This window comes from Pseudomonas sp. Sample_10, assembly GCF_004321495.1.
Lineage (GTDB): Bacteria > Pseudomonadota > Gammaproteobacteria > Pseudomonadales > Pseudomonadaceae > Aquipseudomonas.
Window position 1 is genome coordinate 1 of record NZ_RCOE01000043.1, and the last position, 13252, is coordinate 13252.

A 13252-nucleotide genomic window follows, 5' to 3' on the forward strand; every position below is an offset into this window, starting at 1 on the left:
TCGCCGACTCGGTGCCGGCGCTGGAATGGGAAGAAACCCTGAACAAGCGCCGCGCGATGTTCCGTGCCGTGGCCCTGGCCGAGCAAACCCCGGCAAGCTGAGTTTTCACAAGGAACTCACCGGCATTAGAAAAACGCGTCACCCGAGAGGGTGCCGCGTTTTTTGTGCCTGCTGTTTGCCGGATCAGAAGTCCAGCGCAACCCCGACGGTAAGCCCTTGCTGGGTAAAGTCATCATCCTTGCGGAACGTGTAGCCACCGCGCAACGCCAGGTCAGCCGTCAACTTGTGGCTCACGCCCAGACTCACGCGGTTCAGGTGGCTTTGCGGCGTATAACCATCAAGCGTGAAGTCGAGGGTTGGCAGGCTATTGAGCGCGATATTCACCTTCTGCACATCATCTTCATACTCGCGCTCATAGGCATATTCACCGAACACCAGGGTTTGAGGGGTGATCTGGTATTTGCCCTGCAGCCCGGCGCCGAGACGTTTTGAATCGCGTTTCTGGTCGTCAAAGGTCAAAGCCGTGGAGCGGTTGTCATTTTCCGAATAACCGTCGACTTCAACCTTCGCGTAGTCGGCGCTGATGAACGGCGACAGGTGCCAGTCGCTGCCCGGCTGCGCAATGTCATAGCCAACCCGTGCACCGAAAGCCCAGAGATAGCCATCGGTATCGCCTTTTTCCGAGCCTTCGCTGGCACCCAGATCGAATTTGCGTTTGAGGTTGTCGTAATCGAGCTTGCCACCGGTCAACGCGGCATCGGCCCACCAGCGGTTCTGTTGGAATTGGGCAAACACGGTCGCCAGGTAACTGTTGAGTTTGTAGTCTGAATCGTTATCGCCGGCCTCCAGATTCTGTCGATAGAACCCTGCCGCCACACCCACGCGCCAGGCGTCGTCAAGACGATAACTGCCGCCAATATTCAAGTTATAGCCACTGCCATCCGCGCTGGCGCCGCTGTTTTGACTATCGACATCAAGGTGCTGACCGCCGCCGGCGACGATCGCACGCCATTGCCCGACCGCCTGCCAATTTTCCCAGTCCGATTGCCATTGGCTGCGTAGTTCGTCCTGGTGGGCGCGTAAGGTCGCGTGGGCCATTTCTGGCAGCAGCGTCAGTTCCCAAGGCGCGGCGAGCAAGGAATAGGCGTAGTCGGAAATCAACCTTTGCCCCGTTTCAGTCGGGTGAACGCCATCGTTGTAGATCAGCTTGCTCGGGTCCGGCGTGGCGCTGTTGATACCAAAGGCAGCGTTTTCAGTGCAGCCATCGCCGCTGAAGCACGTGGCAGTCAAGTTCTGGCCGGTGGCGAGGCCGAAACGCGCGGGGTCGGCGAAGGTTTCCTGCAACAGCAATGGAATATTCAACGGGATGATTTGCGCATCGATGCCCGCCAGCCGATTGACCAGTTGCCGGTTGAAGGCCGCACTCAGTTGCGAGGAGGGCGTCTGCAGCGGGGTGCCGTTGATAGCCGGGGTCAGACCCAGGTCAGGCAGCAGCCAGACCATGATGTAACGGGCACCGGCGGTTTGCAGGACCTGAGCGCTGTTGGCCAGGCGGTCCGCAGCGGCATTGGCCTGAGCGCCACTTTGCACCCGTCCCTGGAGAAAATCGTTGCCGCCGCCGGAGAGGTAATACAGGGCGTTCGGATCGGCGCGCAAGTTGTTGGTCGGTAGATAGCCCGCTCGGGTGCGCTCGCCAGTGGCGGAGACGGTAGTGATTGAACTGAGGATCTGGTCGGTGCGGTAGCCGCCCACGGCCCAGTTATTGCCATCGGGCAACCCTTGGCTGGCGCGCGCCGCAGAGGTCGACGCGGCAGTATCGTCCGCGGAAAACCCGAGCCTTGCACCCAGCAACTGCGTCGAGTTGGCGGAATACACTTCGCCACTACCGTCCTGGTAAGTCGGCCCGGTTCGGTTAGTGAAGCGAAGCGTCGAACCGGGAGGGCCTCCGGTATCGGTGAACTGTCCTGCATCGTTGAGGCTGTCGCCAAACACGATGAAGTTCGAGTAAGGATTAGGCGCGGCCATCGCCTGGGCGCAAGCCATTGCAAGCATGCAACCGGCGAGTGGTACGAACAGTGTTTTTCCTGGCATGGGCAAGTCCGTTTTTTATTGTTTTAGTGGATGAAACGATCGTGCCAAAAACTATAGAAGCAGATGCCATTCGGCGCGAACCCGCCGTTTGTTACCTGAGCTTCGTTCGCGCCATATTGCACGCTCCGCTCGGCTAAGTTACTGTGCCCGGACGTATAAATGAGACCTTCCCCGTGTTGATCGTCAGCAAACTCCTGGATCAAGTCATCAAGGCACACGCCCGTTGGCGTTGGCGCGCCTGAATCCTTCTGCCGGCCCGGCCGGATCTTTACCGCTTTGCCTTCTTAACCCGTGACATACCGCCTTGCCGCGCGATTGCAGCGAACGACAAAGTGCAGGGCGCTGCGGGTAATCCTTCGAAGGCTGTTCAAGTCAGTGAATTCAAGAGGTTCTTAACGCCATGTTGCTGATGATCGATAACTACGACTCTTTTACCTACAACGTTGTGCAATACCTTGGTGAGCTGGGCTCCCAGGTCAAAGTCGTGCGCAACGATGAGCTTACTGTTGCCGAAATCGAAGCCCTCAACCCCGAGCGCATCGTTGTTTCTCCCGGTCCTTGCACGCCGACCGAAGCTGGCGTCTCGATTGACGTCATCAAACACTTCGCCGGCAAGTTGCCGATTCTGGGTGTGTGCCTGGGCCATCAATCCATCGGCCAGGCATTCGGCGGTGATGTGGTCCGCGCCCGCCAGGTCATGCACGGCAAGACCAGCCCGGTGTTCCACGAAGACAAGGGCGTCTTCGCCGGCCTGAACATACCGCTGACGGTCACGCGCTATCATTCGTTGATCGTCAAACGCGAAACCTTGCCTGATTGTCTCGAACTGACCGCATGGACTCAGCTCGAAGACGGCTCGGTCGACGAGATCATGGGCCTGCGTCACAAGACTCTGAACATCGAAGGCGTGCAGTTCCATCCTGAATCGATCCTCACCGAGCAGGGCCACGAATTGTTCGCCAACTTCCTCAAACAAACCGGCGGCACGCGCTAAGGACTTTTCATGAATATCAAGACAGCCCTGAGCCGTATCGTCGAACAACTCGACCTCAGCACCGATGAGATGCGCGATGTCATGCGCGAAATCATGACCGGCCAATGCACGGACGCGCAGATCGGCGCATTCATGATGGCCATGCGCATGAAAAGCGAAAGCATCGACGAAATCGTCGGCGCCGTGTCGGTCATGCGCGAATTGGCAGACAAGGTCGAACTCAAGACCCTCGACGGCGTGGTCGATGTGGTCGGCACCGGCGGTGATGGCGCCAACATTTTCAACGTCTCGACCGCTTCCGCTTTCGTGGTGTCGGCAGCCGGTTGCACCGTGGCCAAGCATGGTAACCGTGCGGTCTCGGGCAAGAGCGGCAGTGCCGATTTGCTGGAGGCGGCCGGTATTTACCTGAACCTGACGCCGGTCCAGGTGGCGCGCTGCATCGACAACGTCGGTATCGGCTTCATGTTTGCCCAGACCCATCACAGCGCCATGAAACACGCCGCCGGTCCGCGCAAGGAGCTGGGCCTGCGCACGCTGTTCAACATGCTCGGCCCGCTTACGAATCCGGCCGGTGTGAAGCATCAGGTAGTGGGCGTGTTCACCCAGGCATTGTGCCGGCCATTGGCCGAAGTGCTACAGCGTTTGGGCAGCAAGCATGTGCTGGTGGTGCATTCCAAAGATGGCCTGGATGAGTTCAGCCTGGCGGCACCGACCTTCGTGGCGGAGCTCAAGGACGACAAAATCACCGAGTATTGGGTCGAGCCGGAAGACCTGGGCATGAAGAGCCAAAGCCTGCATGGCCTGGCGGTGGAAAGCCCGGCGGCGTCCCTCGAGCTGATTCGCGATGCCCTGGGCAAGCGCAAGACCGAAAACGGTCAGAAGGCGGCGGAGATGATCATGCTCAATGCCGGCGCTGCGTTGTACGCGGCCGACCATGCCAGCAGCCTGAAAGAGGGCGTTGCCCTGGCGCACGATGCGCTGCATACCGGTCTCGCTCGGGAAAAGCTCGAGGAACTGGGTGCGTTTACCGCGGTATTCAAAGTGGAGAATGAGGGATGAGTGTACCGACGGTTCTGGAAAAGATTCTGGCGCGCAAGGTCGAGGAAGTTGCCGAGCGCAGTGCTCGCGTAAGTCTCGCAGAGCTGGAAAACCTGGCCAAGGCGGCCGATGCACCCCGTGGTTTTGCCAAGGCATTGATCGAACAGGCGAAGCAAAAAGAGCCGGCGGTCATTGCCGAAATCAAGAAGGCTTCGCCGAGCAAAGGCGTGATCCGCGAGAACTTCGTTCCTGCCGACATCGCTAAAAGCTACGAAAAGGGCGGGGCCACCTGCCTGTCGGTACTCACCGACATCGATTACTTCCAGGGAGCCGATGTGTACCTGCAGCAGGCTCGTGCTGCCTGCAAGTTGCCGGTCATCCGCAAGGATTTCATGATCGATCCGTACCAGATCGTGGAAGCCCGTGCGCTGGGTGCAGACTGCGTGCTGTTGATCGTCTCCGCGCTGGACGACGTGAAAATGGCCGAACTGGCCGCCGTCGCCAAAAGCGTCAACCTTGATGTGCTGGTGGAAGTGCATGACGGCGATGAGCTGGAGCGGGCCTTGAAAACCCTCGACACACCGTTGATTGGTGTGAACAACCGCAACCTGCACACCTTCGACGTCAACCTGGAAACCACCCTCGACCTGCTGCCGCGCATTCCTCGGGATCGTCTGGTGGTCACCGAGAGCGGCATCCTCAATCGGGCCGATGTCGAGTTGATGGAAATCAGCGATGTGTATGCGTTCCTGGTCGGCGAGGCGTTCATGCGCGCCGAAAGCCCTGGCACTGAATTGCAGCGCCTGTTCTTTCCGGAGCGCGGCCTTCCTGTCAGCGGTTCAACACTTGACTGAATAAGCATCGCGAGCAAGCTTGCACCCACATTGGAATTTTGGTCTGAACCAATCCCCTGTAGGACTGAGCCTGCTCGCGATAGCGGCATAAGAAACACCTCAGACTCCCTGTCCTACGGAAAACCTTATGACCTCACCTGTCTCCCTGACCATCGAAGCCGGCCTGCAAGCCGAACAAGACTTGCTGGCATCAGTCTGTGCCGGTGATGCAGAGTTCGGTCTGTTGTTCTGGCAACCCAGCGATCAGGCTTTGGTGATGCCACGCCGTTTGAATCGTCTTCCGGCCTTCGATGCTGCCTGTGAGGTCTCGGCAGCAGCGGGCTGGCCGGTATTGTTGCGCGATACCGGAGGCGAACCCGTTCCCCAGTCAGCCACAACAATCAACATCGCCCTGGTTTACGCACCGCCACGCAGCGAAGGCGATTTGAATCGCATCGAATCTGGCTACCGGCGCCTTTGCGACCCGATCTGTCAGTTGCTGGATGAGTTGGGCGGCACCTCGTCCCTCGGTGAAATCGAAGGTGCGTTTTGCGACGGTCGCTTCAACGTCAACCTGGACGGACGCAAGATGGTCGGCACCGCCCAGCGCTGGCGCCAGAGTCAGGGCGGTCAGCGTCCGGTGGGCCTGGTGCACGGGGCGATGTTGATTGATAACGAACGAGAGTCGATGGTCGCGGCGGTCAATCGTTTCAACGAGGCTTGTGGCCTGGACCAGCGAGTGCGAGCCGAAAGCCACATCGCCCTGCACGAGAAATTCACGGCGCCGGATGCACTGGCCCGTCTGGACGAGCTCTACCGGCTGATGCTCAAGCAGATGTTCAGCGCCTAGCGTGTGCCAAAGACCACCATGGTCTTGCCTTTAACGTCCACCAGGTTGCGTTCCTCAAGATCCTTGAGCACGCGACCTACCATCTCCCGGGAACACCCGACAATCCGCCCGATTTCCTGACGCGTTACCTTGATCTGCATGCCGTCGGGGTGGGTCATGGCGTCTGGTTGTTTGCATAACTCAAGCAGGCAACGCGCGACGCGGCCAGTCACGTCGAAAAACGCCAGGTCACCCACTTTGCGCGTGGTATTGCGCAGGCGTTGTGCGATTTGTCCGCTAAGCACGTAAAGGATGTCCGGATCCTGCTGCGACAGTTCGCGGAATTTCGCGTAGCTGATTTCCGCGACTTCGCATTCAACCTTGGCCCTTACCCAAGCGCTTCGCTCTTGTTCCAGACCCGCCTGCTCGAACAAGCCCAGCTCGCCGAAGAAATCCCCGGTATTGAGATACGCGATGATCATTTCCCGACCGTCGTCATCCTCAATGAGGATGGTGACCGATCCCTTGATGATGAAAAACAACGTCTCCGAACGATCTCCGGCGCAGATGATGTTGCTCTTGGCCTGATAGCGGCGGCGCTGACAATGCATCAGCAGCTTATCGAGGTTCTTGATCTTGAGTGTGGGGGCAATAGCAACCATGGTTGTATCCCGAAAAAACTGCACGGTATGTTTGATTTTTTTATGAATTGCGCAAGCCGCGGCAAAGGCTGGTTGTGCGTCAGCGAATTGGCGTCAGCTTAACAGACACTTCCGACATTATTCGAGAAATTACCTACAGGGCCGTAGGTTGCGTCCCACGACGAGGCCGCCGTCTACCGCGGGGCCTGTGCTAAGCTGGCGACCCTTTTTTATACAGTGGAGTCTTGGCGATGAAGGCACGCATCCAATGGGCTGGCGAAGCCATGTTCCTCGGCGAATCCGGTAGCGGTCATGTCGTGGTCATGGATGGTCCGCCCGACGCTGGCGGCCGCAATTTGGGTGTCCGGCCGATGGAAATGCTCCTGCTGGGTGTTGGCGGTTGCAGCAACTTCGATGTGGTCAGCATCCTCAAGAAATCCCGCCAGGCTGTCGAGAGCTGTGAAGCCTTCCTCGAAGCCGAGCGCGCGACCGAGGACCCGAAAGTCTTCACCAAAATCCACATGCACTTTGTGGTCAAGGGCCGTGGCTTGAAAGAGGCCCAGGTCAAGCGTGCCATCGAACTGTCCGCCGAAAAATACTGCTCGGCATCGATCATGCTTGGCGCGGCGGGTGTCGAAATTACCCACGACTACGAGATCATCGAGCTCGGTTGATTCAACAGTTTTCGAGCACAAAAAAGGCGAATACCACACGGTAGTCGCCTTTTTTGTCCCTTGTAGAAGCGAGCCAGCTCGCTACCTCAGGTCAGATCCGATAAGTACTCTTGGTCATCACCTTGGCCAGCAAGCTCATCCCGAACTTCACCGGCGCCGGAAACCGAAAGCCGCCTGCGTCTAGCGCACTTTCGGCGTGCTGTTCTTCGTCGATGCGCATTTGCTCCAGGATCGCCCGGGACTTTTCATCCTCGGCCGGCAGTTGCTCAAGGTGTTCGTTCAAGTGTTTGCACACCTGATCTTCGGTCGCTGCAACGAAACCCAGGCTGACTTTGTCACTGATCAGCCCGGCAACAGCGCCGATTCCGAACGACATGCCATAGAACAGCGGATTGAGAATGCTGGTGTGGCTGCCCAACTGATGGATGCGTTGTTCGCACCAGGCCAGATGGTCGACTTCTTCTTCGGCGGCATGCTCCATGGCGGCGCGCACTTGCGGCAGCTTGGCGGTCAGGGCTTGGCCCTGGTACAGCGCCTGGGCGCAGACTTCGCCGGTATGGTTGATGCGCATCAGGCCGGCGACGTGCCGGGTCTCTTCATCGCTCATTTTCACGTCCGGCTGCACGATGGCGGGTGACGGGCGGTATGGCTGGCCACTGAAAGGCAGCAAAGTACGCATCGCGGCATCGGCTTGCAGCAGAAGGCGGTCAATCGGCGAGTAGTGACGTTGGGTAGTCATGCTGACCTCCGGAGGAATCTCGGCGGCCAGTTTAACCCAATCGGCCGGGGAAGGTTTGCGCTGGGTCATTGTGCTGCAGTTGCCATGACAATGTTGTGATGCCCCGATGGGAGCGCCACTTGGCCATTCCCATCGGGTGTGTTGTCATCAGCCCGGCGGCCAGTGCATCTGGCGCTGACCCAGCACATGCATATGAATGTGATAGACAGTTTGTCCACCTTCTTCATTGCAGTTCATGACAACGCGAAAGCCCTTCTCACAACCAAGCTCCAAAGCCAGGCGCTGGGCGGTAAACAGAATGTGTCCGGCCAATGCCTTGTCGTCTTCGGTCAGGTCATTCAGGGTGCGCACCGGCTTCTTCGGAATCACCAGAAAATGTACCGGTGCCTGTGGGGCGATGTCGTGGAAGGCCAGAACCTGGTCGTCCTCGTAGATGATCTTCGCCGGAATTTCCCGGTTGATGATCTTGGTGAACAGAGTATCCACAGCTGTTTTCTCCGTTGTTTGGGCTGGCCTGAGTGTACTCATGGGATTTGCCCGAGCCCAGCTTTTTACCTGCCAGACCATTTAGCGCGGGCAATAAGCCTTGTTGACCATGCCGGTGATTGTCCGGATCAGCCAGCGCGAGCCGAACCGGGGCAGGGCGGCGAGCCAGCGATTGCGCCGTCCCGGAATAATGATTGCGCGGTTTTTCTCAAGAGCCCGTACGGTGTAGAGCGCCACTTCTTGCGGGCTCATCAGCAGTTTGCTGTCGGCCAGTTTGTCTGTGTTCAACTGCGCGGTACGGAAAAATCCGGTGCGCGTCGGACCAGGGCAGAGCACCGAGACCTTGACCGCACATTTTTTCAGCTCGACGCGCAGCCCTTCGGAGAAGTGCAGCACGTAGGCCTTGCTCGCGTAATAAGTGCTCATCCACGGACCAGGATGGAACGCTGCGACCGAAGCGACATTCAGGATCTGCCCGCCGCCTTGTAGCGCCATACTGTTACCGATGGCGTGGCATAAACGCGTGAGGGCCAGGATGTTGACTTCGATCAGGTCTTGCTCGGTCATCCAGTCCTGGGCCAGAAAGGGACCGCAGGTGCCGATACCGGCGCAATTGACCAGCAGATCGATCTGACGGTCACCTTCCTCCAACTCCAGCAGGAACCCGGACAACCGCAGCGGTTCCCCCAGGTCGCAGGCGCGGAACAGCACTTCCACGCCAAAGCGTTGCGTCAATTCAGTTGCAATACTTTCCAGCTGATCACGCTGTCGGGCCACCAGAAGCAGGCTGCGTCCGCGGCGGGCCAGCGCTTCGGCCATCGCCAGGCCGATGCCGCTGGAAGCGCCAGTGATCAGAGCGTAACGGGTCATGCAGTTCTCCATCGCAACAGCTCCGCGCCGCGACGCGGGTGTCACGGGTGGGGAGCGCTGTTCATTCTTTGGCAGAGTCTACAGGGGGCTGGGCTTCTTCGGCTGCATCGGCGGCCGAATTTGCGTCAGGTTCGACTTCGACTTCAATTTCGTCGGTGGTGACCGAGCCACTTTGGTAGCTGCTTTCGAGCGTGTTTTCGTACTCATCCTTTATGGCTGAAAGGCCGCCCGCCAGGGCTGCGACGATAAACAGCGCGATCACCACCAGCCATAACGCGGATAACACTTTGACGGCAGTGCTGTTGGGTGGCGGCGGAGCGCCGTACCGGTTGGCAGTCTGGTTACCCGGCATCGCCAGCAGCAACAGCGGAAAGAAACTGCCCACGAACGGCACAAGATTGAGCAACCACAGCCAGCCTGACCAGCCAATATCGTGCAAGCGCTGGACGCTGATCATGATGCTGGCGATGAGGAACGCCAGACAGAGGGAGAAGGCCATAATGCCAGCGATGATCAGGCCGGCAGTCGAGTCGCTGCTGACAAGCGCGAGGCCAATCAGGGCGAATACACCGACAACGGCCATTGTCACAAGTCCAAGCACCATCGACCAGGCGAGAAAACGCAGGCGCCCGATACGCCCTTCAACGCCAAATGGTTTGAGTGTGGCGAACCCTGTAACACCTTCACCGACAATGGCTCGAGGAGGTGCATAAGGAGACTGCGGCTCTGCTATTGCGTCAGCGGGCACATGATCGTGAACGTCGGACAGATGCAATTGGAACGAAGGTTCGGATTCGATACGCGCATCGATGCCGGTGTTCTTCAGAGCCTGGAGGTAGGTCTGTGCATCGGCGTGCGACAGATCGCGCTTGAGGGCTACAGGCCGGCCACTGAACAAGCGTTCGATGGCGGTGACGTCGCTCTTGAACAGCGCCGCGAGATTGAGTTTGGCGGTGCCAATATCGACACCTGGTAGCAGAGCGCCGTCGAACACGATCTTGAAACGGTCTTCGCTCATTGCCGAGGCATCCTTGTCGCGAGAGTTTTAGTACAGCGAGTGTAAGTCCAGCCATGTTGGACTGGCCTGTTTTTGTTTCAGCGTGGCCAGCGCTTGGGTAATTGAGCGGCGTGCTCCAGCGCCTTGCGATACTCGGCGTCGAGGCGCGCGACCAATTGGTCAACACTCGGCAGGTCATCGATTTCGCCTACGCCCTGGCCTGCGGACCACACGGTTTTCCAGGCTTTGGCTTCATCGTTCAGCGGCTTGAGTTTAGAGCCGAAATTGACCTCGCCTTTATTTTGCAGCGCCGCCATGTCGAAGCCGGCAGCTTCGAGGCTTTGGCGCATGAAGCTCGCCGGTACACCTGACACCGCTGGAGTATGGACGATGTCCGCCGCTTTGGACGTCAGCAGCATCTCTTTATAAGCGTCGGGTGCATGACTCTCGGTTGTGCCGATAAATCGCGTGCCGAAGTAGGCAAGATCTGCACCGAGCAATTGCGCCGCCAGAATTTCGTGGCCGTGGTTAAGGCAGCCAGCCAAGAGCAAGGTCTTGTCGAAGAACTGCCGGATCTCGGCGATCAGCGAGAACGGGCTCCAGGTCCCGGCATGCCCGCCAGCGCCTGCGGCGACGGCGATCAGGCCATCCACACCGGCCTCGGCGGCCTTTTCTGCATGGCGGCGGGTCGTTACGTCATGGAACACCAGGCCACCGTAGCTGTGGACCGCGTCGACCAGTTCTTTCACCGCGCCGAGGCTGGTGATCACGATCGGCACTTTGTGTTCGATGCAGATATCGAGGTCAGCCTGGAGCCGAGGGTTGCTGTTGTGGACGATCAGGTTCACCGCGTATGGCGCAGGTTCTTCCATTGTTGCCAGTCCTGCTTCGATCTCCTCCAGCCAGGCTTTGAAGCCGCTGCTCTCGCGCTGGTTCAACGCAGGGAAACTGCCAACCACGCCATTACGGCAGCAGGCGAGCACCAGTTGCGGGTTGGATATCAGGAACATCGGCGCTGCCACCACGGGCAAACGCAGACGTTGTTCGAGCAGAGCGGGCAGCGACATTGGAAGTACCCCGGTAAGTTATCTGATGGAATTAGAACGGCCGAACGACGACCAGAATTACGATTGCCAGCAATATCAGAACCGGCACTTCATTGAACCAGCGAAAAAAGACATGGCTGCGGGTGTTTTCGCCACGGGCAAAACGCTTTACCTGCGCACCGCACATGTGGTGGTAACCGATCAGCAATACCACCAGGGTCAATTTGGCGTGCATCCATCCGCCTTGGCTGAAATAAGCGCCGGGGTTCAGGCTGATCAGCCAGCCGCCGAAGATCAGGGTCGCAATCATCGCCGGCCCCATGATGCCCCGGTACAGCTTGCGCTCCATGATGCTGAAACGCTCCTTACTGACGGTGTCTTCGCTTTGAGCGTGATAAACGAACAAGCGCGGCAGGTAGAACAGGCCGGCGAACCAGCAAACGACGCTGACGATATGAAGCGCTTTAAGCCACAGAAAAAGCATTTTTAGTTATCCCAGGATTCACGGTAGCCGGAATAGTAGAGGCTTGAGCGTCCGCACGTCACCTTGCCGGTTGTCGCAGGCGCGCGCGGCCCCTATTATCGACGGCTTTCCAGTGGGTTCGTTGAGGGCAGGTTTATGGTCAAGGTCGGTATCGTCGGCGGCACGGGTTACACCGGTGTCGAACTGCTGCGTCTGTTGGCGCAACATCCGCAAGCGGAAGTCGTTGTCATCACTTCCCGATCCGAGGCTGGCCTTGCCGTGGCCGACATGTATCCGAACCTGCGCGGCCACTACGACGGTTTGGCATTCAGCGTTCCGGACATCAAGACGCTGGGCGCCTGCGATGTTGTGTTCTTCGCCACGCCCCACGGTGTTGCCCATGCCTTGGCGGGTGAACTGCTGGCAGCCGGGACCAAAGTCATCGACCTGTCGGCGGATTTCCGTCTGCAGGATGCCGATGAGTGGGCCAAGTGGTATGGCCAGCCGCATGGCGCGCCAGAGTTGCTGGACGAGGCGGTCTATGGTCTGCCGGAAGTCAATCGTGAGCAAATCAAGAAGGCGCGCCTGATTGCTGTCCCGGGCTGCTATCCGACGGCGACGCAATTGGGGTTCCTGCCATTGCTCGAAGCCGGCCTGGCCGATGCTTCGCACCTGATCGCTGACTGCAAGTCTGGCGTGAGCGGCGCTGGCCGGGGTGCCTCTGTAGGCTCGCTGTACTCTGAAACGTCGGAAAGCATGAAGGCGTACGCCGTCAAAGGTCATCGTCACCTGCCGGAAATTCGTCAGGGGCTGCGTCGTGCAGCGGGCAAGGACGTAGGCCTGACTTTCGTTCCGCACCTTACGCCGATGATCCGTGGCATTCACTCGACGCTATACGCGACGGTCGTGGATCGCTCGGTGGATCTGCAGGCGCTGTTTGAAAAGCGCTATGCCAACGAACCGTTCGTCGACGTCATGCCGGCCGGAAGTCATCCGGAAACCCGCAGCGTGCGCGGTGCCAACGTATGCCGTATTGCGGTGCATCGTCCGCAGGACGGTGATCTGGTAGTCGTACTCTCGGTGATCGATAACCTGGTCAAAGGTGCTTCGGGGCAAGCGGTACAGAACATGAACATCCTGTTCGGTCTGGACGAACGTCTGGGTCTGTCCCACGCAGGCATGCTGCCGTAAAGCTGGTTTGCACACAAAAAAAGGCCCGTTGAACGGGCCTTTTTGCATTTGCGGATGGCGGTTGGGTTGGTTGATATAGCATAACAATAGTTGACCGCTTTTCTAGGAGAAGCGGATAATGCGCGTCATCACGCAATATGACGGCTTAGCGCCGGGAGATAGTCAGCATGAGCGTCGAATCCTTCACCCCCACGGCTTTGCAATTCACCCATGGTGCCGCGCACAAGGTGAAGAGCCTGGTCGATGAAGAGGGCAATGATCGCTTGAAGCTGCGCGTATTCGTTACGGGCGGCGGTTGTTCAGGTTTTCAGTACGGCTTCACCTTCGATGAAGAAGTGGCCGATGACGACACCATCGTCG

General features: G+C 58.6%; 15 protein-coding genes and 1 pseudogene. 8 read left to right on the forward strand and 8 right to left on the reverse strand.

Annotation, left to right across the window (positions count from 1 at the left end; all coding sequences use genetic code 11):
- Positions 1-101 (forward strand): hypothetical protein (locus D8U18_RS28950; RefSeq protein ID WP_241664285.1); only part of this gene is annotated, 101 nt, incomplete at its 5' end.
- 82 nt (positions 102-183) lie between these two features.
- On the opposite strand, the gene estP is transcribed toward D8U18_RS28950, so the two are convergent.
- Complete coding sequence (gene estP, locus D8U18_RS03435) at positions 184-2091, reverse strand: esterase EstP (RefSeq protein ID WP_131107026.1); 1908 nt, start codon at positions 2089-2091, stop codon at positions 184-186.
- Positions 2092-2491: 400 nt separating this feature from the next.
- On the opposite strand from estP, the gene D8U18_RS03440 reads away from it, so the two are divergent.
- The 4 genes from D8U18_RS03440 (at position 2492) to D8U18_RS03455 (ending at position 5806) form a co-directional block, all read left to right on the forward strand.
- On the forward strand, positions 2492-3085 hold the full coding sequence (locus D8U18_RS03440; RefSeq protein WP_131107027.1) for an aminodeoxychorismate/anthranilate synthase component II: 594 nt from the start codon (positions 2492-2494) through the stop codon (positions 3083-3085).
- A 9-nt stretch (positions 3086-3094) separates the two neighbouring features.
- Complete coding sequence (gene trpD, locus D8U18_RS03445) at positions 3095-4144, forward strand: anthranilate phosphoribosyltransferase (protein ID WP_056853518.1); 1050 nt, start codon at positions 3095-3097, stop codon at positions 4142-4144.
- The gene (trpC, locus tag D8U18_RS03450; RefSeq protein ID WP_056853517.1) at positions 4141-4977 is read left to right on the forward strand and encodes an indole-3-glycerol phosphate synthase TrpC; all 837 of its coding nucleotides are present in this window, start codon (positions 4141-4143) and stop codon (positions 4975-4977) included. The genes trpD and trpC overlap by 4 nt, the downstream gene beginning before the upstream one ends.
- Before the next feature lie 127 nt (positions 4978-5104).
- Positions 5105-5806, forward strand: a complete 702-nt coding sequence (locus D8U18_RS03455) for a lipoate--protein ligase family protein (protein WP_130905960.1) — start codon at positions 5105-5107, stop codon at positions 5804-5806.
- Here the strand turns inward: D8U18_RS03455 and crp are convergent.
- On the reverse strand, positions 5803-6447 hold the full coding sequence (crp, locus tag D8U18_RS03460) for a cAMP-activated global transcriptional regulator CRP (RefSeq protein ID WP_056853515.1): 645 nt from the start codon (positions 6445-6447) through the stop codon (positions 5803-5805). The two genes, D8U18_RS03455 and crp, sit on opposite strands and share 4 nt — an antisense overlap.
- A gap of 230 nt (positions 6448-6677) precedes the next feature.
- Between crp and D8U18_RS03465 the strand changes: the two genes are divergently transcribed.
- Positions 6678-7100, forward strand: a complete 423-nt coding sequence (locus tag D8U18_RS03465; RefSeq protein WP_008061600.1) for an OsmC family protein — start codon at positions 6678-6680, stop codon at positions 7098-7100.
- Positions 7101-7191: 91 nt separating this feature from the next.
- On the opposite strand, the gene coq7 is transcribed toward D8U18_RS03465, so the two are convergent.
- The 6 genes from coq7 to hemJ all read right to left on the reverse strand — a co-directional run bounded on the left by coq7 (position 7192) and on the right by hemJ (position 11722).
- Entirely contained in the window at positions 7192-7839 is a 648-nt protein-coding gene (gene coq7 / locus D8U18_RS03470) for a 2-polyprenyl-3-methyl-6-methoxy-1,4-benzoquinone monooxygenase (RefSeq protein ID WP_056853582.1), read from the reverse strand.
- 147 nt (positions 7840-7986) lie between these two features.
- On the reverse strand, positions 7987-8325 hold the full coding sequence (locus D8U18_RS03475; RefSeq protein WP_008027110.1) for a histidine triad nucleotide-binding protein: 339 nt from the start codon (positions 8323-8325) through the stop codon (positions 7987-7989).
- An 81-nt stretch (positions 8326-8406) separates the two neighbouring features.
- Complete coding sequence (locus D8U18_RS03480; protein ID WP_131107028.1) at positions 8407-9195, reverse strand: SDR family oxidoreductase; 789 nt, start codon at positions 9193-9195, stop codon at positions 8407-8409.
- Positions 9196-9256: 61 nt separating this feature from the next.
- A complete protein-coding gene (locus tag D8U18_RS03485; RefSeq protein ID WP_131107029.1) occupies positions 9257-10213 on the reverse strand; it encodes a DUF805 domain-containing protein in 957 nt (318 codons plus the stop codon).
- 77 nt (positions 10214-10290) lie between these two features.
- Positions 10291-11259, reverse strand: coding sequence for a nitronate monooxygenase family protein (locus D8U18_RS03490; protein ID WP_131107030.1), 969 nt, complete (start codon positions 11257-11259; stop codon positions 10291-10293).
- A 31-nt stretch (positions 11260-11290) separates the two neighbouring features.
- Positions 11291-11722: a protoporphyrinogen oxidase HemJ gene (gene hemJ / locus D8U18_RS03495; RefSeq protein ID WP_056853511.1), complete on the reverse strand. Its 432-nt coding sequence runs from the start codon at positions 11720-11722 to the stop codon at positions 11291-11293.
- Between the two features lie 135 nt (positions 11723-11857).
- Here hemJ and argC point away from each other — a divergent pair, with 135 nt between their 5' ends.
- Together argC and D8U18_RS03505 are read left to right on the forward strand one after the other, a co-directional pair.
- Positions 11858-12892 (forward strand): N-acetyl-gamma-glutamyl-phosphate reductase, encoded by a 1035-nt coding sequence (gene argC / locus D8U18_RS03500; protein WP_056853510.1) that lies wholly within the window; start codon positions 11858-11860, stop codon positions 12890-12892.
- 167 nt (positions 12893-13059) lie between these two features.
- Positions 13060-13252, forward strand: a pseudogene (locus D8U18_RS03505) (iron-sulfur cluster biosynthesis family protein); the annotation flags it as partial.